The 23,893-nt window shown below is 30.5% G+C and carries 25 protein-coding genes and 4 pseudogenes; 18 read left to right on the top strand and 11 right to left on the bottom strand.

Features of this window, described 5'->3' with window-relative positions:
- Positions 1-3: 3 nt before the first annotated feature.
- The 9 genes from AJ882_RS09640 to AJ882_RS05450 form a co-directional block, all read right to left on the bottom strand.
- Positions 4-144: a Di-/tripeptide transporter gene (locus tag AJ882_RS09640; protein ID WP_014517210.1), complete on the bottom strand. Its 141-nt coding sequence runs from the start codon at positions 142-144 to the stop codon at positions 4-6.
- An 8-nt stretch (positions 145-152) separates the two neighbouring features.
- On the bottom strand, positions 153-479 hold the full coding sequence (locus tag AJ882_RS09635) for an amino acid transporter (RefSeq protein ID WP_014517211.1): 327 nt from the start codon (positions 477-479) through the stop codon (positions 153-155).
- Positions 480-688: 209 nt separating this feature from the next.
- On the bottom strand, positions 689-1,237 hold the full coding sequence (locus AJ882_RS05480; RefSeq protein ID WP_002867650.1) for a hypothetical protein: 549 nt from the start codon (positions 1,235-1,237) through the stop codon (positions 689-691).
- Entirely contained in the window at positions 1,230-2,336 is a 1,107-nt protein-coding gene (locus tag AJ882_RS05475) for a hypothetical protein (protein ID WP_074482723.1), read from the bottom strand. Before AJ882_RS05475 ends, AJ882_RS05480 begins: the two co-directional genes overlap by 8 nt.
- Entirely contained in the window at positions 2,323-3,198 is an 876-nt protein-coding gene (gene era / locus AJ882_RS05470; RefSeq protein WP_002888740.1) for a GTPase Era, read from the bottom strand. The genes AJ882_RS05475 and era overlap by 14 nt, the downstream gene beginning before the upstream one ends.
- Positions 3,195-4,514, bottom strand: a complete 1,320-nt coding sequence (gene hslU / locus AJ882_RS05465; RefSeq protein WP_002867647.1) for an ATP-dependent protease ATPase subunit HslU — start codon at positions 4,512-4,514, stop codon at positions 3,195-3,197. Before hslU ends, era begins: the two co-directional genes overlap by 4 nt.
- Positions 4,511-5,053 carry an ATP-dependent protease subunit HslV gene (gene hslV / locus AJ882_RS05460; protein ID WP_070279685.1) on the bottom strand — a complete coding sequence of 181 codons (543 nt, stop codon included), beginning with the start codon at positions 5,051-5,053 and terminating at the stop codon, positions 4,511-4,513. Before hslV ends, hslU begins: the two co-directional genes overlap by 4 nt.
- Positions 5,053-5,496, bottom strand: a complete 444-nt coding sequence (gene rplI, locus AJ882_RS05455) for a 50S ribosomal protein L9 (protein ID WP_002781628.1) — start codon at positions 5,494-5,496, stop codon at positions 5,053-5,055. Before rplI ends, hslV begins: the two co-directional genes overlap by 1 nt.
- 12 nt (positions 5,497-5,508) lie before the next feature.
- Complete coding sequence (locus tag AJ882_RS05450; RefSeq protein ID WP_002867646.1) at positions 5,509-6,729, bottom strand: argininosuccinate synthase; 1,221 nt, start codon at positions 6,727-6,729, stop codon at positions 5,509-5,511.
- A 155-nt stretch (positions 6,730-6,884) separates the two neighbouring features.
- Between AJ882_RS05450 and AJ882_RS05445 the strand changes: the two genes are divergently transcribed.
- The 14 genes and pseudogenes from AJ882_RS05445 to AJ882_RS09605 all read left to right on the top strand — a co-directional run bounded on the left by AJ882_RS05445 (position 6,885) and on the right by AJ882_RS09605 (position 17,507).
- Positions 6,885-7,130, top strand: coding sequence for an RNA-binding S4 domain-containing protein (locus AJ882_RS05445; protein ID WP_002864726.1), 246 nt, complete (start codon positions 6,885-6,887; stop codon positions 7,128-7,130).
- Positions 7,127-7,534: a tRNA (adenosine(37)-N6)-threonylcarbamoyltransferase complex ATPase subunit type 1 TsaE gene (tsaE, locus tag AJ882_RS05440; RefSeq protein WP_002867644.1), complete on the top strand. Its 408-nt coding sequence runs from the start codon at positions 7,127-7,129 to the stop codon at positions 7,532-7,534. The genes AJ882_RS05445 and tsaE overlap by 4 nt, the downstream gene beginning before the upstream one ends.
- Complete coding sequence (gene lptB, locus AJ882_RS05435) at positions 7,527-8,255, top strand: LPS export ABC transporter ATP-binding protein (RefSeq protein WP_002855252.1); 729 nt, start codon at positions 7,527-7,529, stop codon at positions 8,253-8,255. Before tsaE ends, lptB begins: the two co-directional genes overlap by 8 nt.
- Positions 8,255-9,505 carry an RNA polymerase factor sigma-54 gene (locus AJ882_RS05430; RefSeq protein ID WP_002854994.1) on the top strand — a complete coding sequence of 417 codons (1,251 nt, stop codon included), beginning with the start codon at positions 8,255-8,257 and terminating at the stop codon, positions 9,503-9,505. The genes lptB and AJ882_RS05430 overlap by 1 nt, the downstream gene beginning before the upstream one ends.
- Positions 9,506-9,668: 163 nt before the next feature.
- Positions 9,669-11,093 carry an anaerobic C4-dicarboxylate transporter gene (locus AJ882_RS05425; protein ID WP_011049757.1) on the top strand — a complete coding sequence of 475 codons (1,425 nt, stop codon included), beginning with the start codon at positions 9,669-9,671 and terminating at the stop codon, positions 11,091-11,093.
- Positions 11,094-11,234: 141 nt separating this feature from the next.
- A pseudogene (gene kdpF, locus AJ882_RS09240) lies at positions 11,235-11,422 on the top strand (K(+)-transporting ATPase subunit F).
- A 9-nt stretch (positions 11,423-11,431) separates the two neighbouring features.
- Positions 11,432-11,635 carry a potassium-transporting ATPase subunit KdpA gene (locus AJ882_RS09630; RefSeq protein ID WP_002864731.1) on the top strand — a complete coding sequence of 68 codons (204 nt, stop codon included), beginning with the start codon at positions 11,432-11,434 and terminating at the stop codon, positions 11,633-11,635.
- A gap of 7 nt (positions 11,636-11,642) precedes the next feature.
- Positions 11,643-12,137: pseudogene (locus AJ882_RS09625) on the top strand (potassium-transporting ATPase subunit KdpA).
- A complete protein-coding gene (locus AJ882_RS09620; RefSeq protein ID WP_041176763.1) occupies positions 12,109-12,597 on the top strand; it encodes a potassium-transporting ATPase subunit KdpA in 489 nt (162 codons plus the stop codon). Before AJ882_RS09625 ends, AJ882_RS09620 begins: the two are co-directional and overlap by 29 nt.
- A gap of 43 nt (positions 12,598-12,640) precedes the next feature.
- Positions 12,641-13,129 carry a potassium-transporting ATPase subunit KdpA gene (locus tag AJ882_RS09615; RefSeq protein WP_250482766.1) on the top strand — a complete coding sequence of 163 codons (489 nt, stop codon included), beginning with the start codon at positions 12,641-12,643 and terminating at the stop codon, positions 13,127-13,129.
- A gap of 9 nt (positions 13,130-13,138) precedes the next feature.
- Positions 13,139-15,199: pseudogene (kdpB, locus tag AJ882_RS09355) on the top strand (potassium-transporting ATPase subunit KdpB).
- A 1-nt stretch (position 15,200) separates the two neighbouring features.
- Positions 15,201-15,809, top strand: a complete 609-nt coding sequence (kdpC, locus tag AJ882_RS05395) for a potassium-transporting ATPase subunit KdpC (protein WP_014517212.1) — start codon at positions 15,201-15,203, stop codon at positions 15,807-15,809.
- Between the two features lie 130 nt (positions 15,810-15,939).
- The gene (locus tag AJ882_RS09610) at positions 15,940-16,833 is read left to right on the top strand and encodes a hypothetical protein (protein ID WP_250482767.1); all 894 of its coding nucleotides are present in this window, start codon (positions 15,940-15,942) and stop codon (positions 16,831-16,833) included.
- 23 nt (positions 16,834-16,856) lie between these two features.
- The gene (locus tag AJ882_RS09605; protein ID WP_250482768.1) at positions 16,857-17,507 is read left to right on the top strand and encodes a DUF4118 domain-containing protein; all 651 of its coding nucleotides are present in this window, start codon (positions 16,857-16,859) and stop codon (positions 17,505-17,507) included.
- Positions 17,508-17,608: 101 nt separating this feature from the next.
- Here the strand turns inward: AJ882_RS09605 and uvrB are convergent, their stop codons facing one another.
- Complete coding sequence (gene uvrB / locus AJ882_RS05385) at positions 17,609-19,582, bottom strand: excinuclease ABC subunit UvrB (protein WP_011049758.1); 1,974 nt, start codon at positions 19,580-19,582, stop codon at positions 17,609-17,611.
- A gap of 153 nt (positions 19,583-19,735) precedes the next feature.
- Here uvrB and AJ882_RS05380 point away from each other — a divergent pair, with 153 nt between their 5' ends.
- The 4 genes from AJ882_RS05380 to AJ882_RS05365 are packed head-to-tail and all read left to right on the top strand — an operon-like array spanning position 19,736 to position 22,467.
- Positions 19,736-19,966, top strand: coding sequence for a hypothetical protein (locus tag AJ882_RS05380; protein WP_002852327.1), 231 nt, complete (start codon positions 19,736-19,738; stop codon positions 19,964-19,966).
- Positions 19,956-20,198, top strand: coding sequence for a hypothetical protein (locus AJ882_RS05375; RefSeq protein ID WP_002854947.1), 243 nt, complete (start codon positions 19,956-19,958; stop codon positions 20,196-20,198). Before AJ882_RS05380 ends, AJ882_RS05375 begins: the two co-directional genes overlap by 11 nt.
- Positions 20,195-20,632 (top strand): prepilin-type N-terminal cleavage/methylation domain-containing protein, encoded by a 438-nt coding sequence (locus AJ882_RS05370; protein ID WP_002852324.1) that lies wholly within the window; start codon positions 20,195-20,197, stop codon positions 20,630-20,632. Before AJ882_RS05375 ends, AJ882_RS05370 begins: the two co-directional genes overlap by 4 nt.
- Positions 20,614-22,467: a primosomal protein N' gene (locus AJ882_RS05365; protein WP_002867637.1), complete on the top strand. Its 1,854-nt coding sequence runs from the start codon at positions 20,614-20,616 to the stop codon at positions 22,465-22,467. The genes AJ882_RS05370 and AJ882_RS05365 overlap by 19 nt, the downstream gene beginning before the upstream one ends.
- Positions 22,468-22,476: 9 nt before the next feature.
- On the opposite strand, the pseudogene AJ882_RS05360 reads toward AJ882_RS05365, so the two are convergent.
- Positions 22,477-23,872: pseudogene (locus AJ882_RS05360) on the bottom strand (DUF2972 domain-containing protein).
- Positions 23,873-23,893 lie beyond the last annotated feature (21 nt).

The following is a 23,893-nucleotide window of genomic DNA, read 5'->3' as shown; positions in this document are numbered from 1 at the left end:
CTCCTAGCCAAATCCTAAATGATAATTCCATTTTGCTTGAACAAAACCACATATAAGAGGAGCAATGAATGCTCCAATGTTAATTCCTATATAAAAAATCGTATAGCCAGTATCGCATCTTGTATCATTTTGTTTATACAACATTCCAACTGTTACAGAAGCGCTAGTTTTAAAAAATCCAGTACCAATAACGATAAAAGAAGTCCTAGGAAAAATATAGGTGTGCTTAAAATAGATAAGGCTATGCTAATATGTCCTAAAGCTATAATAAAAGAACCTAAAAATAAAGCCTTTTTTTGCCCTAAATAATTATCAGTAATCCAGCCTCCAGGAAGTGCTGCTAAATACAAGCATCCTGCAAAAATGCCATAAATTGCCGAGGCGTATTCAGTACTTATTCCAAGTCCACCTTTGCTTATGGTTGTTGCCATGAAAAGCACAAGTAAGATCGTATGCCATAAAAAGCAAATCTTTCCCAAAGTTCTACCATTGATAAAGAGAATAAAGGCTTGGGATGACCTAGGAAATTTGTATCGAGTTTTTGTATTTCTTGTTTAGTCACTTCCCAATACCTTTCTTTTTTATGCTTAAAATATTTTAACTAATAGTAATAGAAAAATAATTAAATTACAATATTTTTAAATATTTTTTTTATAATAATATTTAAAAATATAATATTTTAATATTATTATAAATTAACAAATTTAAACATTAAATCAAGCTTTAATTTTAAACCCTGTGTATTGTATAGTTTTATTTTATCAATTTTTAAAGCTATAGGAAGATTTTCTAAATTTTGTATAAAATTGAGTAAGTCTTTAAAGTTGCCATTTAAACTTAGAGAAACATAATTATAGTGAATAAAATTTTTGTTTTCTTGGGAAAATTTTATTTCATTAATGATTAAATTTTTGGATAAATTATTGATTTTTTTATTGAAAAAATCTTTATCATAAGAAAATAAATGCAATTTTTCTTTATAGTATTTTAATTTTTCTTCCTCTGTTTTTATCTGTTTTGTTAGCTTTGTCTCTATTTCTTTAAGATGTGAATTTTCTATTTTTGCTTCATTTAATGCAAGGCAATTATGTTCTACTAATGTTTTTTGAAAAATATCTTCCAAAAAGTGATCGTGAATTTTAAAAGCTAAAAACAAAGCACAAAGGCAGATAAAAGAAATAAAAAGAAATTTTTCCCTAGGATTTAAATTTTGCAAAAATACTTCTATTTTATTCATGTATGACTTCTAATATGATATTAAATGTTTCTTCATTTTTATCAAGAATTTTAAAAGCAGAATTTAGATTTTCTAATGCTCTTTTAAAGTGGTTTTCATCGATAAAAGAAAGAATGATTTTTGTTTGTTCAAATTCAAGATTTGTGATTTTAAGTTCATTGGAGTTAAGCCATGATATGATTTGATTTAGAATGATTGCTTTATTTTTATCTAAATTGATTTCTTTTGTTATGGTGGATAAAATATGAAATTGTTGTTGTGTAGATGATATTTTATTGGAAAGAGTAAAGTTTAAATCTTGTATGTTTGTTAATAATTTTTGCTTATCTTGTTTTAGTTTAGAAATTTCTTTTTGTATGATAAAATTTTTATTTTGAATTTCCTTATTTTGTTTGTACTCTATAAAATCTTTAAATAATAAAATCATCATGCTAAGACTAAAGCTAAAAATAAATATTAATATAATTTTAAAAGAAATAGATATTTTTATTTTATTATGCTTGATAAAATTACAATTTTGATCTAGATTTTTTATACTATATGAACTTAATTTCAATAAACTATTTTTATCAAGAATATCATTTAGATTTAAACATTTTATTTGAGATGAGAAGTAATGTTTGATTGTATCCAAATCTTGATAAAGTAGCAATTTGCTTTCATAGTGTTTTAAAAGTTCTGTAAATCGATTTTGTTTAAAAAATAAATCCATATTACCTGGGTTGAAATTTTCGATTTTTTTAAGATTGATAAATTTTCCTTCTTGGTAAAAATATAAATATAAAGTTTGATCATATAAATTTAAAACACAATAATCACTTTCTTCAATCAATCTTTCATCAAATAAAGCTTGAAAAATTAAAGGTTCAGGAAAGCAAAAACGACTTTTTCTCAATTTGCAAACAGGTGCTAAAAAACAATGATAAATTTCACTATGTTTAAAAAAAGCTATTTGATAGTCAAAGGGTTTGCTTAGCTTAAAATCTGCGGTTAAATTGTTAAAAAGTTCGTCTTCTTTGGATATTCCCGTTCTTTGAGCATAAAGTAAATCTGTAGATTTTATAAAATTTATTTTATTTAATGAATTAATTTTCATCATTTAGAAGTTTTTTTAAAAATTCTTCATCTTTTTGCCAGTTTTTTTTCACTGTTACAAAAAGCTTTAAAAGTACCTTTTTTTGGGCAAGTTTTGAAATTTTAAAGCGTGCATCTTTGCCTATTCTTTTTAAAGTTGCCCCTTCTTTTCCTATAAGCATACCCTTGTGAGAGTTTGTATCTGTGATGATATTGGCTTCTAGGATTAAAAGATTAGGTGTGTCTTTGGTGCGATTGATAAGCACTTCGCTACTATAAGGAAGCTCATCGCTTAAATTTTCATAAATACTTTCAAGTATGAAATCTCTATAAAGTTCTTTTTCGCTACTCGCACTTAAAAATTCAGGATTATAAAAATATTCATGTTCGTCAAGATATTTGACTATCTCATCTAACAAGCCTTTTTTATAGCTTTTTTTCTTAGAAGAATAAGGAATGATAGCCTTAAAATGTTGGCTAAATTTTGCATATTCGCTAAGTTTTTTTAAAAGCGTAGCATTGTCGGTTAAATCTACTTTATTTAAAGCGATGATATGTGGTACTTGTGGGTTTAGACTAAGGAAATTTTCATAGTCTTTTGTACTATCAAAAACACTTGCCACAAATAAAATCACATCACAATCTCCCATGGATTTAATAGCACTTTGGACAAGCAGTTGATTAAGCGTAGCACCGCTTTCGTGAAGTCCTGGGGTATCGATGAAAATGATTTGATTTTTTTCATGCATCACTATGGCTTTGATTTTACGCCTTGTGGCGTTTTGTTTGTGAGAAACTAGGGCGATTTTTTCTTCTAATAAGGAATTGATTAAAGTACTTTTTCCTGCATTAGTACGCCCTATGATACTAACAAAGCCACTTTTCACAAAATATACCTTGCAAGATCTTTATTTTCTATGATATCTCCGAGTTTTTCTTCTACCATTTTTTTATCCACTACGAATTTTTTACCCGCATACTCATCAGCTTCAAAGCTTAGATCTTCAAGTAATTTTTCTATCACAGTATGTAAGCGTCTAGCACCTATATCTTGCATTTCTTCATTGGCTCTTGAAGCTATTTTTGCTATTTCTTTAATAGCTTCATCATTAAATTCAAGTTCTAAATTTTCAGTTTTTAAAAGCTGAGAGTATTGTTTTAAAAGTGAATTTTTAGGGCGTGTTAAAATTTCATAAAGAGCTTTATCATCAAGACTATCTAATTCCACTCTTAAAGGAAAGCGTCCTTGCAGTTCAGGGATAAGATCACTTGGTTTGCTAAGGTGAAAAGCCCCTGCAGCGATAAAAAGAATATGATCGGTTTTTAAAGTACCTATTTTTGTTTGTACATTTGATCCCTCGACTATAGGAAGTAAGTCTCTTTGTACCCCTTCTTTACTTGGATCTTGGCGGTTTGAATTTCCGCTTGAAACAGCGATTTTATCAATTTCATCAATAAAAATAATCCCTTCATTTTCTGCTCTTTTTAAGGCTTCGCTTTTGATGCTTTCTTGGTCTAGGATTTTTTCTCCTGCTTCGTTTTTTAAAGCATTTTTAGCGTCTTTGATTTTCATTTCTTTTTTGACTTTTTTACTGCCAACGCCTATAACCTTAACTATATCTTGCATTGCACCCATTTCAGGAGGTAGGTTAGGATTGGTATCGAACATATTTTGTGAAATTTCTATTTCTATGGTGCTTTCATCAAGATTGCCATTTCTTAGTTTAGTTCTCATTTTTTCAAGACTGTTTTTATATTCTTCTTGTTTTTCATCGCTGATACCCTTTGGCAAAGGTGGCAAAAGTTTTTCTAAAATTTTATTTTCTATAAATTCATCGATTTTATCTTTGTTTTTTTCTCTTTGCTCATTTTTTACCAAATTTAAAGCTGCATTGGCAAGATCTCTTACCATGCTTTCTACATCACGACCTACAAAACCTACTTCAGTATATTTACTCGCCTCGATTTTGATGAAAGGAAAGCCCATCATTTTAGCTAAACGCCTAGCGATTTCTGTTTTTCCTACGCCTGTAGAACCTATCATCAAGATATTTTTTGGCACTATATCATCTTGCAACTCAGGGCTAAGTTGCATTCTGCGGTAGCGATTTCTTAAAGCTATAGCTATGATTTTTTTAGCTTTTTTTTGTCCTATAACATAATCATCTAAAAATTTAACGATTTCTTTTGGAGTTAGATTCATTTCTTATCCTCGATTACATAAGTTTTGATATTGGTATTGGTATAAATGCAAATTTCACCTGCGATTTGAAGGCTTGATTTTACAAGTTCTTCTTCATCTAAATCGGTATGTTTTGCTAAGGCTCTAGCAGCTGAAAGTGCATAGTTTCCACCACTTCCTATAGCTGCGATTTGCCCATCTTCAGGTTCGACCACATCGCCTGTACCAGAAAGTAGAAAAATGTGATTTCTATCAAGTACGAGCATCATGGCTTCAAGTTTTCTTAGGTATTTGTCTTTTCTCCATTCTTTAGAAAAGTCAATCGCTGCTTTTAAAAGATCGCCTTTAGAACTTTGAAGGAGATTTTCAAACATATCAAAAAGATTAAAAGCATCAGCTGTTGATCCTGCAAAACCTGCTAAAACTTTGCCATTGTTGAGTTTTCTAATCTTTACAGCATTGCCTTTTAGCACCGTATTTCCAAAGCTTACTTGTCCATCTCCGCCAATTACGGATTTATTTTTACCTTTGTAAGCTAAAATCGTTGTTGCGTGAAACATTATTCTGCCTTTATATTTATGTTAAATTTAGCATGGATTGCGTGTCCAAGTTTTACGCTTACTTCGTGGATTCCTAAGCTTTTTAAGGTATCACATTCTAAACTTTTTTTATCGATTTCTATATGGCTTTGTTCTTTTAGGGCGTGAGCGATTTCATCTTTGGTTACGCCACCAAACAAACTTCCATTTGCACCTACGGGTTTTGAAATTTCAAGAGTGATTTTGCTAAGTTCTTCTTTGAGTTTTTCTAAATTTGCGATTTCAAAGCGTAAATTTTCAGCCTCTTTTTTCTTGTCGCTTTCATATTTTCTTAAAACTTCATTAGTAGCTGCTTTAGCAAAGCCTTTAGCGATTAAGAAATTTTGTCCGTAGCCGTCTTTTACTTCTTTTATTTCTCCTGCTTTTCCAAGTGCTTTTACATCTTTGATTAATAATACTTTCATTTTATTCCTTTATTAAAATTTTCTTCCATTTTTTCCTGCGATGATAAAACGCAAAGCATTAAGCTTGATAAAGCCTGCTGCGTCTTTTTGATTATACACTTCATCTTCTTCAAAAGTACAATAAGCTGCGTTAAACAAGCTATCGTTCGAACTTTCGCGTCCTATAACTATCACATTGCCTTTATAAAGCTCGAGTTTTACTCTGCCATTGGCGTGAATTTGAGACTCATCGATTAAGGCTTGAAGCATCATTCTTTCAGGCGAGAACCAATAGCCATTATAAATTAAACTCGCGTATTTTGGCATGAGTTCATCTTTTAAGTGTGCTGCTTCTCTATCAAGCGTGATGCTTTCAAGCGCTCTGTGTGCTTTTAAAAGTATGGTACCACCTGGTGTTTCGTAACAACCACGGCTTTTCATACCTACATAGCGATTTTCTACTATATCAAGGCGTCCTATACCGTGTTTGCAGCCTAGTTCGTTAAGTTTGGTTAAAAGTCCTGCAGGACTTAGTTTTTCTCCATTTATCGCTACTAAATCTCCTTTTTGGAAATCAAGTTCTATAATTTCACTTTCATTTGGAGCATCTTTTGGGCTTTTACTCCATCTCCACATATCTTCTTCAGGTGCGTGTGCAGGATCTTCTAAGACAAGTCCTTCGTAAGAAATATGAAGTAAATTTGCGTCCATAGAATAAGGAGATTTTCCTTTTTTCTTAGAAATATCAATACCGTGTTTTTGTGCATAAGCAAGGAGTTTTTCACGACTGTTTAAATCCCACTCACGCCATGGAGCGATGATTTTTAAATCGGGATTAAAAGCAAGATAACCAAGTTCAAAACGCACTTGATCATTTCCTTTACCTGTGGCACCATGACTTACTGCATCAGCACCTGTTTGCAGGGCGATTTGTGCTTGAGTTTTTGCTATAAGTGGTCTTGCTATACTTGTTCCTAAAAGATATTCTCCTTCATAAATCGCATTGGCTCTAAACATAGGAAATACATAATCTTTAACAAATTCATCTCTTAAATCTTTAATGAAAATATTTTCTTCTTTTATGCCTAAAGAAAGGGCTTTTTTTCTTGCAGGTTCGAGTTCTTCACCTTGACCAATATCTGCTGTAAAAGTTACAACTTCACAATTATACTCATCTTGAAGCCATTTTAAAATAATGCTCGTATCAAGCCCCCCAGAATACGCTAAAACTACTTTTTTTACTTCATTTTTCATAAGATATCCTTTGTTAAAATAGATTTGAAAATTGTAAAATTGTATCCAAATTTCATTAAAGAAAAGTTTTTACTTGCTATTTTCTTAAAAAAATAAAGCAAAGGCGTAAGCAAATTTTGTTCCAAAAATTGATTTTTTTTGCTAAAATTGCTTTTATGAGAGTAGATAAATTTTTAAATGTAGTTAATATCACGAAAAGAAGAGCTATTTCTGAAGATATGTGTAAAAGTGGCGTAGTGGGGATTAATGGCGTTATTGTTAAGGCGAGTAAAGAGGTTAAGGTAGGTGATATTATCACTTTACATTTTACTGAATACACTCAAAAATATAAAGTGCTAGCTCTACCTAGTACGAAAAGCATTCCTAAAAACGCACAAAATGAATATGTGGTAAAATTATGAAAGAATTTATTTTAGCAAAAAATGAGATCAAAACGATGCTTCAAATAATGCCTAAAGAAGGTGTTGTTTTGCTTCAAGGAGATTTGGCTAGCGGAAAAACAAGCTTAGTGCAAGCTTGGGTTAAATTTCTTGGTCTTGATGCAAGGGTGGATTCTCCAACTTTTTCCATTATGCAAAGATATGAAAATCATGATATTTGCATTTATCATTATGATATTTATCAAGAAGGTTTAGAAGGACTTTTAGCGAATGGTTTATTTGAAAATTTTTTTGAAAAAGGTTTACATTTGGTTGAATGGGGCGGTGAAAATTTGAAAAAAACTTTAATGAAATTTGGAATTTCTACTATCCAGATTAAAATTAGCATTAAAGATGACAAAAGAAAGTATGAAATTTATGAGTAAATTAGAAATTGTAAATTTGGAAAAAATTATTAAAAAAACTAAGATTATACATGGAATTTCTTTGGAGGTTAATAGCGGAGAAGTTGTAGGACTTTTAGGGCCAAATGGTGCAGGAAAAACAACAACTTTTTATATGATATGTGGACTTATTTCTCCAAGTAGTGGAAAAGTTCTTTTAGATGGTTTAGATGTGACAAAAGATCCTTTAAATAAAAGAGCTCGATCAGGGATAGGTTATTTACCTCAAGAAAGTAGTATTTTTAAGGATTTAAGTGTAGAAGATAATCTGCTTTTAGCGGCTCAGATTTTTTATAAAGATAAAAAAATTTTACATGATAAAGTTGAGCAAATGCTTGAACTTTTAAGTATAGAACCTATTCGTTTAAGGAAAGGTTTAAGTTTAAGTGGAGGCGAAAGAAGGCGTTGTGAGATCGCTCGAAGTTTGATGTGTGAACCTAAGTTTTTGCTTCTTGATGAGCCTTTTGCAGGTGTTGATCCTATAGCAGTAGCTGAAATTCAAACTTTAATTAAAGAGCTTAAAAGATTGGGGATTGGGGTTTTAATTACCGATCATAATGTGCGTGAGACTTTGGCTATTTGTGATAGAGCTTATGTTATAAGATCAGGTTCTTTACTTGCTAGTGGGAATGCTGATGAAATTGCAACCAATAAAGACGTGAAAAAGTATTATTTAGGAGCGGAGTTTAAACTCCTTGATTGATGTTAAAGCAAAAAATCACCCAAGCGCCCAAGACTAAAATTTCTCAAACTTTACGCTCTTGGTTGCCTATTTTACAAGCAAATATAGAGGATTTAAAAGAAAATTTAGATAAATTTGCTGAGGATAATCCTTTCTTAAATGTTCAAGATTCGATACAAACTCATGATAAGGGTAAGAATTATTTTGATTCATTTTATAAACATAATGTAAATTCGGCTTTTGTGGATAGTAAAGGACTTGCCAAAAAAAGTGTTTATGAGCTTTTAAATGAACAGATTCTTCCTCCTTTGTTTCCTACAAACAAATCTCAAGAACTTGCAAAAAAAATTATAGAATGCTTAAATGAGGAAGGATATTTTGAATACGATGAAGAATTTTTAAAAGAGTATTCTTTGGAAGAAATTGAGCGAGTAAGAGCAAGATTTAAATTTTTAGATCCTGTAGGAGTGGGAGCTAAAGATTATAAAGAAGCATTTTTATTTGCTCTTGAAAATATGGAATTAGATGAAGATATTGATGAGTTTTGTAGAATGTTGATTATGGATTTTGAAAATATACAAAACTATACCAAAGAGCCTTTATATAAAGAAGCATTAGCTGTACTTAAGCGCTTTAGCACTCCTCCTTTTTTGGAATATTTTGAAGATTCTCGTATAATTGTTCCTGATATTTTTGTTTATAAAGAAAATGGTGAAATTAAAGTAAAAATCAATGATGATTATTATCCTGAAATTTCAATCCAAACTGATGGTTTAGAGCATGATTTTTTAAGTCATTACATCAAAGAAGCAAAAAATTTAGTCGATGCTCTAGCGATGAGAAAAGCTACTCTTTATAAAATAGGGCTTATGATAGTAGAATATCAATATGATTTTTTTATGGGAAAAGAGATAAAACCTATGACTTTTAAGGATTTAGCACTTGATTTAGAACGCAATGCTTCGACTATATCAAGAGCTGTGGCAAATAAATATTTAAGTTGTGAAAGAGGACTTATCCCTTTGCGTGATTTTTTTGCTTTTGCTCTTGATGAAGAGGGAGAGACTTCAAATGTAGGTGTTAAAGAATTTGTAGCAAATTTGGTAAAGAATGAAGATCGAAATAAACCTTTAAGTGATAGTAAAATTTTAGAATTAATCAAAGAAGAATTTAAAGTCGATATAGGGCGAAGAACTATTACAAAATATCGCAAACATCTTAATATAGCAAGCTCTACAGATAGAAAAAAATTATATGAACTTGAAGGATAAAATTCTATCAATCTATCAAACCCATTACACTTTTGTTTTATATTTAAATTTAATTTAAATAATATAAAAAATTATTGTTTTATTTTTAGAAATATTATTCTTTAATTTAAAAATGTGATACAATAATAACTGTTTTTAAATATTAATTTTCAAAGGAGTTAAAATGGACTTTTTAACAAGCCTTAGTGAGGGAGGGCAATTTGCAATCCAAATCATTATCGTTTTAATTTGTCTTTTTTACGGTGCAAAAAAAGGCGGCATAGCGCTTGGTTTACTTGGTGGTATAGGTATTTTAATGCTTGTATTTACTTTTCATATAAAGCCTGGAAAACCAGCCATAGATGTTATGCTTACAATTTTAGCGGTAGTGGTTGCGAGTGCAACTTTGCAAGCAAGCGGTGGTTTGGATGTTATGCTTCAAATAGCAGAAAGAATTTTAAGACGCAATCCTAAATTTTTAACAATATTAGCGCCTTTTGTAACCTGCTTTTTGACTATACTTTGTGGAACAGGACATGTGGTTTATACTATTATGCCTATTATTTATGATATAGCGATTAAAAACGGTATTCGTCCTGAGCGTCCAATGGCGGCAGCTTCTATATCATCACAAATGGGTATTATTGCATCTCCTGTATCTGTGGCTGTTGTGAGTTTGACTGCTTTGCTTTTAAATGCTAATCATAAATTAGCAGGTTTTGATGGCTATATCAATCTTCTTCAAATTACTATACCTAGTACGCTTTTTGGTGTTTTATGTGTGGGAATTTTTTCTTGGTTTAGAGGAAAAGATTTGGATAAAGATGAAGTATTTCAAGAAAAACTTAAAGATCCTGAATTTAAAAAATATGTTTATGGGGATTCTAAAACACTTTTAGGTGTTAAACTTCCAAAAAGCAATTGGGTTGCAATGTGGATTTTCTTAGGAGCTATTGCTTTAGTGGCTTTATTAGGTGTATTTGATTTCTTGCGTCCAAACTGGGGACAAGTTGTAAAAAATGGCATTCCTCAAGTAGACGCTTTAGGCAATCCTAAAATGGATGTTTTATCCATGGTTTCAGTTATTCAGATGTTTATGCTTTTAGCAGGTTCTTTGATTATCATCTTTACTAAAACAGATGCAAAGAAAATCGGCTCTAATGAAATTTTTAAATCAGGTATGATAGCTCTTGTTGCAGTTTTTGGAATTTCTTGGATGGCTGATACTATGTTTGCAGTTCACACTCCTATGATGAAAGCAGCGCTTGGAGATATAGTAAAAGAGCATCCTTGGACTTATGCTGTAATGCTTCTTTTAATTTCAAAATTTGTAAATTCTCAAGCAGCGGCTATTTCGGCTTTTGTTCCTTTGGCTTTAGGAATTGGTGTTGAACCTGGTGCAATTGTTGCCTTTGCGGCTGCTTGTTATGGATATTATATTTTACCAACTTATCCAAGCGATTTGGCTACTATACAATTTGACAGATCAGGTACTACTCACATTGGTAAATTTGTTATCAATCATAGTTTTATTTTACCAGGTCTTATAGGTGTAATCACTTCTTGTATAGCGGGATATTTTATCGCTATGGCAGCGGGTTATCTTTAAAAATTTTTAGTAGGATTTTTCCTGCTAAATTCTTCATTTGTCTTTTTATTTAATATAGATAAAAATTATAAATAAATCATAAAATTAGTATTAATCAAAATATAAGCTTAACAAGGATAGGATAAATCCTATTTTGAATCAATGAGAAAGGGCTATCCTATGGATGTTATCTTTGCTTTGCTTCTGCTTTTAGCTTTTGGTAGTTTATGGTTGTTTATCCGTTTTTGTGAAATTCAAACTAGGACAAGCGGATGATATTTTTACTAGTTTTAAGCTTAATACTTGCTCTTTATTTATTTTATGCTCTATTATATCCTGAAAAATTTTAAAGGAAAAATATGCTAGAAATTTTAATAACACTGATTATAGCTTTTATATTGGCTTTAATTTTTGGAAATTATCTTTATAAAATTGCAAGCTGTAAAAAAACTATTTTTGATTTTATTTTTAATCCAATTGATAACTTAATTTATAAAATTTGTGCAATTGATAGAAAAAATATGACTTGGCAAAAATTATTCTTTGCATTTAATTGCTTTTAATGCCTTAGTGGCTATTTTTTCTTTCGTGATTTTTTATTTACAAGATAAACTTTTTTTAAATCCTAATTCGATAAATTCTATGAAAGGGGATTTGAATTTAAATACTGTAATTAGTTTTATTACAAATACAAACCTTCAGCATTGTAGTGGAGAGAGTGCTTTAAGTTTGCTTTCGCAAAATACAGGCATTTTACTTGCTATGTTTGTTTCAAGTGCGAGTGGATATTCTGCTTGTATGGCTTTTTGTCGTGCTTTATGTAGTATGCAAATGGGAAATTTTTATGAAGATTTTACGCGTATTATTACGCATTTGATGTTGCCTTTAAGTTTTATTTTGGCTGTAATTTTTATCTCTGAAGGCGTGGTGTAAAATTATCACGCAAATTTTAGCGTGCTTACTTTAGAAAATAAATTTCAAAGCATTGCCACAGGTCCTGTTGCAGCTCTTGAGTCTATAAAACATTTAGGGACAAATGGGGGGGGGTGGTTTTTTTGGTGCTAATTCAAGCATGCCTTTTGAAAATCCTGCTTTACTTACAAATTTTTTGCAAATTTTATCCATGATGCTTATTCCTAGTGCCTGTGTTGTAGCTTTTGGATTGATGGTTTATCATAGAAAAGAAAGACAAGGTTTTGCTCTTATGGGAAAAGAAGGGGGAGTTATTTTTGGTGCAATGGGGATTATTTTTATCATTTCTTTGCTTTTAGTTTATTTTAGCGAAAAAATGTCAAATCCAAATTTGGATTCTTTGGGTTTAAATGCAAATTTGGGAAATTTGGAAGGTAAAGAAATAAGATTTGGCACAGATGGTTCGAGTTTATTTAGTGCTGTAACTACTGCTTTTACTGCAGGAAGCGTCAATAATATGCACGATAGTTTAAATCCATTAAGTATCAGTGCTACTTTGCTAAATATGATGCTAAATGTAGCTTTCGGTGGCGAAGGAGTAGAGGGCTTATGAATATATTATTTATGTGCTCTTAACCGTGTTTATTTGTGCATTAATGATAGGTAGAACTCCAGAATTCTTGGGTAAAAAAATAGAAAGCGCACAAATGAAGCTTATAGCTTTGGTAATTCTTATCCATCCTTTATTAATCCTTGTTTTAAGTGCATTAGCTGTTGTTTTTGCAAAAGATAGTATAAGCAATCCTAGCTTTCATGACTTGGCTCAAATTTTGTATGAATTTAGTTCTTCGGCAGCAAATAATGGTTCAGGACTTGAAGGTTTAAAAGATGATAATTTATTTTGGAATTTAAGCACAGCTTTTGCTATGTTTTGTGGGCGTTATTTGGTTTTAATAGCTCAGCTTGCTATAGCTGGATCGCTTTTGGCTAAAAATACACAAGAAAATACTGCAAATTCTTTAAAAACGGATAATTTAACTTTTATGTTTGTGCTTGTTTGTATTATATATATTTTTGCTGCACTTACTTTTTTTCCAGTGCTTACTTTATCAAGCGTTGCAGAATATTTATCTTTATGGCATTAAGGAGAGTCAATGTCTAAAAAACAAAATAAACTCATTACAAAAGAAATTTTAAATAATGCCATAAAAAAAGGAACATTTTTAAAATTTGATCCACGCTTGATGGTAAAAAATCCTGTTATGTTTATGGTGGAAGTTGGATCGATTCTTACTTTGATTTTAAGTATTTTTCCTACTTTATTTAATGGAAATTTTGATGAAAGAATTTATAACATCTTAATCACTTTTATTTTATTTATAATCTTGCTTTTTGCAAATTTTGCAGAAAGTATTGCAGAAGGAAGGGGTAAAGCCCAAGCAGCTACCTTAAGACAAAGCAAAAAGGATTCTAAAGCTAGACGCATAAAAAGTGATGGCAGTGAAGAAATGCTTAATTCTAGCGAGTTAAAAATAGGTGATATAGTTTTAGTTAAAGCAGGTGAACTTATACCTAATGATGGAGAAATTATAGAAGGTGCTGCAAGTGTTGATGAATCAGCTATTACAGGTGAAAGTGCACCTGTTATGCGTGAAGCGGGCGGTGATTTTTCTTCTGTTACAGGTGGGACTACGGTTTTAACTGATTTTTTAAAGATTAAAATTTTAGTTGGAGCTGGGGAAAGTTTTTTAGATAAAATGATCAATCTTGTAGAAGGTGCTGCGCGTCAAAAAACTCCAAATGAAATTGCTCTTAATACTCTTTTAATTGCACTTAGTTTGAGTTTTTTGGTGGTGGTTGTAAGTTTATATCCTTTTATACAATTTTTAGGCGTGAGTTTGCCTATTTCATGGTTAGTAGCATTGCTTGTATGTCTTATTCCTACAACTATAGGGGGGGGGGCTTTATCAGCTATAGGAATAGCAGGTATGGACAGGGTAACGCGTTTTAATGTGATCGCACTTTCAGGCAAGGCTGTTGAAAGTTGTGGTGATGTTGATACTATGATTTTGGATAAAACAGGAACGATTACTTTTGGAAACCGTTTGGCAAATGAATTTTATGAAGTCCAAGGTATAAGTAAAGAAGAAATGATTAAAGCTTGTGTTTTATCCTCTTTAAAAGATGAAACTCCAGAAGGTAAAAGCATAGTTGCATTGGCTTAAAAAATGGGTTATGAATTAGAAGGTAATGATATTAAAGAATTTATCGAATTTAGCGCTCAAAATAGAATGAGTGATGTGGATTTGCAAGATAATATAAAAATTCGCAAAGGTGCTTTTGATGCTATAAGAGCTTATATAAGCGAAATGAATGGAAAAATTCCTAGCGATTTAGAAACTAAGGTAATGGAAATTTCAAATCTTGGTGGTACTCCTTTGGTAGTGTGTAAAAATGAAAAAATTTTAGGAGTGATTTATCTAAAGGATACAGTAAAACACAGTAAAACCAGGACTTAAAGAGCGCTTTGATGAGCTTAGAAAAATGGGCATAAAAACTTAATGTGTACCGGAGATAATCCTTTAACAGCAGCTACTATAGCCAAAGAAGCAGGGCTTGATCGATTTATAGCAGAATGCAAGCCTGAAGATAAAATAGAAGCTATTAAAAAAGAACAAGCCCAAGGTAAGATAGTAGCCATGACAGGAGATGGAACCAATGATGCTCCAGCTCTTGCACAAGCTGATGTAGGTATAGCTATGAACTCAGGAACTCAAGCAGCTAAAGAAGCAGCCAATATGATAGATCTTGATTCTAATCCTACTAAAATTTTAGAAGTAGTTGAAATAGGAAAAGGTTTGCTTATTACTAGAGGCAGTCTTACAACTTTTAGTATGGCAAATGATATTGCTAAGTATTTTGCTATTTTACCTGCTATGTTTAGTGTGGTTTTACCTCAAATGCAAATTTTAAATATTATGCATTTAGCTACCCCGCAAAGCGCTATTTTATCAGCACTTATTTTTAATGCTATTATTATACTTTTGCTCATACCTATTGCTATGCGTGGAGTTAAATTTAAGCCTATGAAAAGTGAGCATTTGCTTTTAAGAAATTTGAGTATTTATGGTTTAGGTGGTATGATAGCACCTTTTATAGGGATAAAAATAATTGATATTCCTACAGCTTGGATACTTAGAATTTTAGGAGTGTGATATGCTTAGAACTTTGCTTAGTTTTTTTGTGGTAATGCTAATATTGTGTACTCTTATTTATCCTTTTGCTTTAAATACAGTTGCAAAATTTATTTTTCCTTATCAATCAAGTGGAAGTTTAGTGGGTAAAGAAGGTCGTCCGACTTTGGATATAAGCAAAGCGGTAGGTTCAAAACTTTTGGGTCAAGATTTTAATAAGCCTTATTTTCTACATTCAAGAGCATCTGTATCAAATTACAATACAAGTGATACAAATGAAAGCAGTGTAAGTTCAGGTGGATTTAATTATGCTATGTCAAATCCTGCTTTAAAAGAGCGTGTGCAAAAAGATTTGCAAAAATTTTTAGATGAAAATCCGCAAATTACAAAAGAACAAATTCCTTTGGATTTATTAAGCGCTTCAGGATCAGGATTTGATCCTCATATCAGTCTTCAAGCAGCCCTAGTGCAAATTCCTAGGATAAGTCAATCTTCAAAAATCATCAAAGAAGAATTAGAAAAAATCATTCAAGAAAATACAGAGTCTAAATTTTTAGGGATTTTTGGGGAAGAAAAGGTTAATGTTGTAACCGTTAATATAGCTATTACTAAAGCCATGAAAAAAGAATAAACATGTAAAGACAAAGTCCTGAACAAATTCTAAAAAACTTGAGGTTAAAGCTAAGGAAGAAGAAAAAAACAAACTTGCAAAATTAAAAATTTTCTTAGGTTATGCTGCAGGTTCTGGAAAAACTTATGCTATGTTAAGTGAAGCCAGAACTTTAAGGGATAATGGAGTTGATGTTGTTTTAGGCTATATAGAGCCTCACGATAGACCTGAAACAATGGCTTTAGCACAAGGTTTTGAAAGTATAGCTAATCTTGAAATTCCTTATAAAAATATAGTATTAAAAGAATTTGATTTAGACGCTACCCTTAAGAGAAAGCCTGCTTTGGTTTTAGTAGATGAGCTTGCACACACTAATGCTAAAGGCTTGCGTAATGAAAAGCGTTTTCAAGATATAGAAGAACTTCTAAAAGCAGGGATTGATGTTTATACTACTTTAAATATACAGCATTTAGAAAGTTTAAATGATTTAGTCGCTAATATCAGTAAGATAGAAGTTAAAGAGCGTATTCCTGATCGTATTTTTGATGAGGCTGATCAGGTTGAACTTGTTGATATTGAATCTAATAAGCTTTTAAAAAGAATGCAAGATGGTAAAATTTATAAGGAAAAACAAGCCAAACTAGCACTTGAAAATTTCTTTCGCCAAGAAAGACTTATAGCTTTGCGTGAGATTGCCTTAAGAAGACTTGCTTTAGCTTTTCATGCTAAATTGAGTGCGCTTTATATAAAAAATCCCAATATTAAAGAAGAAAAAGCCTTAGAAGAAAATATAGAACTAGCTAAAAGTTTTGATGCTGAAATCATTAGCGTATATGATGATGATATAGCAAGACAAATTGCAGAGTATTCAAGTCTTAGCAATGTTTCTAAAATTGTTTTAGGTAAAAATAAAGATAAAAAAAGTTTAAAGAAGAGATTTTTGAAGCTGTTGCTAAAAAAGCACCCAATATTGATTTATATCTTGTTAATGAAAATCAAATTTCTACTCCTAAAATACGAAGTAAAAAAGGTTTTGATTTTTTAGGTTTTTTAAAAATCACAGGAGTTTTGCTTTTAGCAACTTTTATAGCTTTTGTATTTCATAAATTTAATACTCAGCCAAGTAATATGGTTATGATTTTTATTTTAGCAGTTTTTGCTTCTTCTTTTATTTCTGATAATAAAATTTTCGCCTTTTATTCTTCTTTGGTAAGTGTTTTGATTTATAATTTTTTCTTTTTAGAACCTATTTTTAGTCTTAAAGTTCATGATAGTGGAAATATTGTTACTTTTACAACCATGTTTATAGTTGGATTTTTAACAGCTGTTTTTACTAGAAGATTAAAATTGCAATCTAAAGAACTCACTAAAAGAGCTTATAGAACAGCTATTTTGCTTGAAAATAGTGAAAATTTAGCAAGAGTGAAAAGCAAACAAGAGCTTTGGGAACAACTTGGAAATCAAGCTTTAAAATTATTAAATTTGCCTATTATTATTTATCCTATAAATAAAAACAATATTTTATCGAAACCTTTGTTGTTTTTTAACGATGATAAGCAAATGTTAAAAAATTGTTTTAGTGCTGATGAGATTGCTATTGCTCAATGGGTTGCAACAAATAAAGAAAGAGCAGGTGTTTGTACAAATACCCTGCCTAATGCTAATGCTAATGCTATGTATTTACCTATAGAAGATGGGAAAAAACTAAAGGGGTTATAGGTATAGTTTTAAAAGAAAAACGTCCCTTGCAAGACTTTCAGTATGAAATTTTAAGTGCTTTACTTAATGAGGCAGGAGTTAGAACAAGGGATATATTTTTATTATAAATCCCTTAATTTATTAATCTCATCTCTAATAGCAGCAGCTTTTTCAAACTCAAGTGCTTTAGCTGCTTCAAGCATTTGTTTTCTTAACTCTTTGGCAAGTTTAGCTCTTTCGCTAGCAGGCATTTTTTCTAGTTTTTTACCTTTGCGATAAATTTCGCCTAAATCCTCTTCATTTTTCAAACTCTCTTCAATATGGCGTTTGACTGAAGTTGGCGTGATATTGTATTTTTTATTATAAGCCATTTGAAGTTTGCGGCGTTCATTTGTGGTATCCATAGCTTCTTGCATGGATTTTGTAATCTTTTTGCAAAAAAGCAAAACCTTACCATTGACATTTCTAGCTGCTCTTCCCATGGTTTGGATTAAACTTGTAGTGCTTCTTAAAAAACCTTCCTTATCTGCATCCATAATGGCAATGAGTGAAACTTCAGGCAAATCAAGTCCTTCTCTAAGTAAGTTAATGCCAATTAGCATATCAAAAGCACCGCTTCTTAAACCTCTTATGATTTCATTGCGTTCTATAGCATCGATATCTGAGTGCATGTATTTGACTTTTATACCAAGCTCTAAATAATACCTTGTAAGCTCTTCAGCGAGTTTTTTAGTCAGTACAGTTACTAAAACCCGTTCGTTTCTTTGTATGACTTTTTTAGCCTCATCAAATAAAATTTCAACCTGATTATCACTATCTTTTAATTCTATTAAAGGATCAAGCAGTCCTGTAGGACGCATGATTTGATGAAAGATGTTTTCTTTACTCAGTTCAAGTTCTAAAGGTGCAGGTGTAGCTGAAACAAAAAGAAATTGACAATTTTTATGGATAAATTCATCAAACATTAAAGGACGATTATCCAAGGCTGAAGGCAAACGAAAACCATAATCCACCAAGGTTTGTTTTCTACTTCTATCTCCTGCAAACATACCTCTAAATTGCGGTAAAGATACATGGCTTTCATCGACTATGACAAGAAATTTTCTATTTTTAATCGCAAAATAATCAAAAAGCGTATAAGGAGTATCACCTTCTTTAAGCCCTGTTAAATGCCTTGCATAGTTTTCAACTCCTTTACACATTCCTGTGCTTGTAAGCATTTCAAGATCAAATTCAACCCTTTGTTTAAGGCGTTGATATTCTACGAGTTTATTTTCATGTTCAAAATAAGCAAGGCGTTCGTTAAGTTCTGCTTTTATGTCTTTTATCGCTTGTTTTAATCTTGTTTCGCCCACGCTAAACTGGCTTGTAGGATAGAGTATGAAGCGTTTTAAATCTTTGCCTTTTTTATTTTCTAAAACATTGTAATGATACATAGCATCAAGCTCATCGCCAAAAAATTCAAGTCTTACTACTTCATCTTCATAATAAGCTGGATAAATGTCTATAATATCTCCTTGAACTCTAAAATCTGCACGATCAAAAAAATTATCATTTCTTTTATAACCCATATCTACAAGTTTTTTTAAAAGTTCTTTTTGTGAAATTTGCATACCTAGTTCAAAGATTAAAACCATGCCTATGTATTCATTTGGATTACCAAGTCCATAATTTGCCGAAACGCTAGCTATGCAAACTACATCTTCATAACTTAAAAGAGAAGCAGTAGCACTCAGTCTTAAACGCTCTAAGTCTTCATTAGTGGAGCTGTCTTTTTCTATGAAAACATCAGTGCGTGGAATATAGGCTTCAGGTTGATAATAATCATAATAAGATATAAAATATTCCACATGATTTTTAGAAAAAAAGCCTTTAAATTCGCTATAAAGTTGTGCACAAAGGCTTTTATTGTGACTCATGATAAGAGTGGGTATATTAAGTTCTTTAATGACATTTGCCATGGTAAAGGTTTTTCCGCTTCCTGTAACGCCTAGTAAGGTTTGATATTTGTTGCCTTTTTTTATACTTTTTACTATACCTTTTATGGCTTCTTGTTGATCAGGACTAGGTTTAAATTCGCTGGTAAGTTCTAACATTTTTCTACTTTATTTTTATTTTTGAAAAAATTTTAAAAGAAAATGCTTTAATTAAAAATTAATTGACAATAAAAACCTAAATTTAAATTTTTTTCTGCTACAATATCAAATAATATTTTCCATAAATTACAAATTTTTTAAGAAGGCAAAAATATGTTTGATGAAAAAATAATCAATACTATGACAGATAAAGTAAATGAATTAATTGAAAAGTATAACGAAGTTTGCGAAGCCAATGAGGCTTTAAGAAATGAGCTTGTAAGCGTTAAAGCACAAAATGAAGCAAAAAGTAATCAAATTATGCGTTTGGAAGAAGAACTTAAATCTCGCAATATAGAAAGCGAAGATATTTATAAGAAAATAGAGGCTGTTCTTGGCAGATAATCTAAAACAAGTCATTGTTAATGTTAATGCAAAAGATTTCATTGTTAAGTGCAGTGAAGAATTTGCAAATTTTTTAGAAGATGATATCGCTTTGATTTCAGGGGGTACTAAAAAAATAGAACTTAAACGCTTTGTAGATGCGTTTGTTAAAAAAAGTTATGAAAATTATATTCTAGAAAGAGAACTTAAGAAACTAATAAAAGCAATCAATGAAGAACTCCCGACAAAATGAACAAAGCTTTTACTCTGCTTGAGCTTGTTTTTGTGATTTTGATTTTGGGAATTTTGTCAAGCTTATCTTTATCTTTTATCAATACTACAAAAGATGAGGTTAAAATTTTAAAATTAAAAATGGACTATGAAATGCTAAGCTCAGCTCTTGCTTTAATGCGTAGTCAAATGAGACTTAAAAATTTAAATTTTCCAGAAATTTTAGATAATGCGCAAAACAATCAAGCCAAAGAAAAACTCTTTTATTGTTTAAATGATTGTGATTATTCTTTGCTTGATACACCTATTTATTCTGATTTTAAATCTTGGATAAAAATAGGTAAAAATCACTATAGATTTGCATTAAATGCTAAAGAGATGGTTGAATTTATTTATGATTCTAAAGAAGGTTTGTTAAAATGTATAGGAAGTTCTAGATGCAAAGATCTGATATAAGATATTATGAACTTGCAATTTGTGGTTTGTATTTGGATAATTTAACTTTTCATAGTTTTGATGAAATCAAACCTTTAACACAAGTATTAGTGGATTTAAAATCTAAAAAAAATCTTAAAGCCATCGTACTTAAAGAATGTCAAAAACCTGATTTTAAAACTATAGAAATTAAAGAAATTACAGGGTATTTTCTAACTCCTTTGCAGTTTGAATTGGCAAATTTTATTGTTTATTATTATGCTTCAAAACTTGGTTTTGTTTTGGGTTTTTTTGAAACTAGTCCTAAGTATGAATGTCACAAAATGTTTTTTAAAGATACTCCTAAACTAAGCAATCAACAACAAAATGCCTTAAGTTTTCTTCAAAAAGAAAATAATTCCTTGCTTTTTGCTGATACGGGTAGTGGCAAGACTGAAATTTATATTTCTTTGATAAAAGAGTGTTTAGAACAGGGTAAGCAAGCTTTGCTTTTGATGCCAGAAATCGCACTTACTCCACAAATGCAAAAGCGTTTAGAAGTGTATTTTAAGGATAATTTTTTCCTGTGGCATTCTAAAATTTCAAAGAAAAAAAAGCAAGAATATTTAGAGCGTTTTTGCAAGGGAGAAGTGCTTTTAGTAGCGGGTGCAAGATCGGCTTTGTTTTTACCTTTTAGAAATTTAGGACTTATTGTAGTAGATGAAGAACATGATAATTCTTATAAGGCTTCTAACCAGCCTTTTATCAATGCAAGAGATTTAGCACTTTTTTTGGGTCAAAAAAATAATATTAAAGTGGTTTTAGGTTCTGCAACCCCATCTTTAACGAGCTTTTATAAACAAAAAAGTTTTAGATTAAAAGGAACTTTTTTTGAGAGTAAAAAACATTTTTTATATGATGAAAATGAGCTTGGTATAACGCCTATGCTTTTAAGTGAATTAGAAAAAAGTTTAAAACATCAAAAGCAAGCTATAGTGTTTTTACCTACAAGGGCTAATTTTAGGCAAATCATTTGTAAGGATTGCGGAGAAACGATAAAATGTCCTTTTTGTTCTATTGCTATGAGTATGCATAAAAAGAAAAATGTTTTAAAATGTCATTATTGTAATTATACTTCTTTAATAGAGCAAAATTGTCCAAGTTGCAAAGGAGAAATGTTAGAAGCTAGAAAAATGGGGACTGCTGAACTTTTAGAGCTTTTGCAAAATGCTTTGCCTTTAGCAAAAATAGCAAAATTTGATAGCGATGAAATCACAAGTGTTAAAAAGCTTAATACTATTTTAAAAGACTTTAATGAAAATAAGATCGATATACTTATTGGCACTTCTATGCTTGCTAAAGGACATGATTATCATAGTGTGGATTTGAGTGTGATTTTAGGGCTTGATGAATATTTGTTGCGTCCTAGTTTTAGAGCGAGTGAAGAAACTTTAGCTTTAGCTATGCAAGTTGCAGGCAGGGCAGGGCGTAAAGGCGAAGCAAGAGTACTTTTGCAAACAAAAAATAGAGCTTTTTTTGAAAGGTATATAGAGAATTATGATGCTTTTTTAAAAGATGAGTTAGAAAATAGAAAAGATCTTTACCCCCCATTTAAACGCCTTTTAAGAGTTCTTATAGAAGATAAAGATCAAAAAAGTGCACAAAAACTTTGTGAAAAATTTGCTTCTCAATTTAGAAATATCAAACAGGTAGAATTGGTAGGCTATGGAATTTGTGGAGTTGAAATGCTGTATGGAAAATATCGTTTTTATTTGTTGCTTAGAAGTGAAAATCATAAAGCTTTAGTGGCAATTGAAAATTATATTTTGCAATTTAAAAATGCAAGTGCGGATATTGATCCTATTGATTTTGTGTAAGTGATATGATTATTTATCTTTGTATATTTTTTCAAATTCTTTATAATATTTCCAAGAATCAATAATATGAGGATGTGTTTGTTTTAAATGATTTAGTTCATTTTCAAATATATTAAAAAAAGTGTAAATAAGTGATTTATTTTTTATAAAATAATCTATTACATCTTTTTCTTTCATCATTTTTGATTCTGTTTCATCTATGGTTATTTTAATTTGATATAAAAAATCATACAAATAATGTTTAATTGTTGAAAATAAAAGATTGTTTTGTTCTAATTGCTTAAAATCATTTTTATCAATATATACACCCATATCATTACATAGGTCGTTTTTTATAATTTCTTGTATTATGTCTATTTTTTCATGATTGATATGTTTTCTGTCTAAAATTATGGGAATGCTAGAAGTTCTATCAATATTGAAATTTTTATTATTTTTAGGAGTATTGAGATAAAAGGTGTTATTAATATCTTTAGAATTTGCATAAAGTGTAATAGGAAAAAGATAGCGAATATAACCTCTAAATTCTTTAATTTTAAATAAATCTAATTTATCTTTATGGGGGGGGGATAAAATTAAAATTTATAGCAAGTAAATTCATGGTATCGAAGGCCTTTGATTGGCGGATTTCTTCCATATCAAGATAGTATACATTGTCTTTGTTAAAATATTTTAATAAATAAGAGATGATAAAAACTCCTTGTTGTAGTTCATTTATATCGATTTTAATTTTATGATTTTGATGAGTAAGATAGTTGATGTAATAACGCCAATCATAAGTTAGATTAAATTCAGGGGGATAGTTTCTTAAAACTTTACTCCAATCTCTTCCCCAGCTATGCTTTAAAAGTCCTATTGGATCTCGAACTCCGCAAATAATCTTAGAATTAAAATCTAATAAAGATAGATATTTATCAAAATAAGGTAGATTAATTTCTGATATATTAATAGCATATTGAGCAATTGTATTATCATTTAGACACATGTAATTAATACAATATCTCTCTTTGCTATCAGGTGGTAAAACCCAGGAGGCAAAACAAGTTACATCGCAACATTGATTAAGGTATCTTAAAAATGCTGCTGCTCCAACGCCATGTGGAGAAATATAGATAAATTTATAGTGTTTAGGTAGGGGTAAATTTAAATCCCAAGCTAATTCTGCGCAATGTCGACTAGAATCTATTTCTATAAAATTAGGATTGATTAAAGGTGGATAAGGATGTTTTGTTGATAAATATCTATCCCTAAATTCGTTAGAATTGAGCCAAGTGCAAATTGTTTCAATATTTTTCAAAACAAAGGTAAAAAATTTTTCATTATTCGAATTTTTTAAAGCTTGTAAAAGAATTTGAGCTAGGGTTGGAGTTAGGTTATTTTTTATATAGAGTAAAAGATTTTGCATATAACCTCTTTTAATTGTATT

It is taken from the genome of Campylobacter sp. BCW_6461 (assembly GCF_001762735.1).
In the GTDB taxonomy this organism is placed as follows: Bacteria; Campylobacterota; Campylobacteria; order Campylobacterales; family Campylobacteraceae; genus Campylobacter_D; species Campylobacter_D jejuni.
This window is presented reverse-complemented; position numbering and strand designations above follow the sequence as displayed.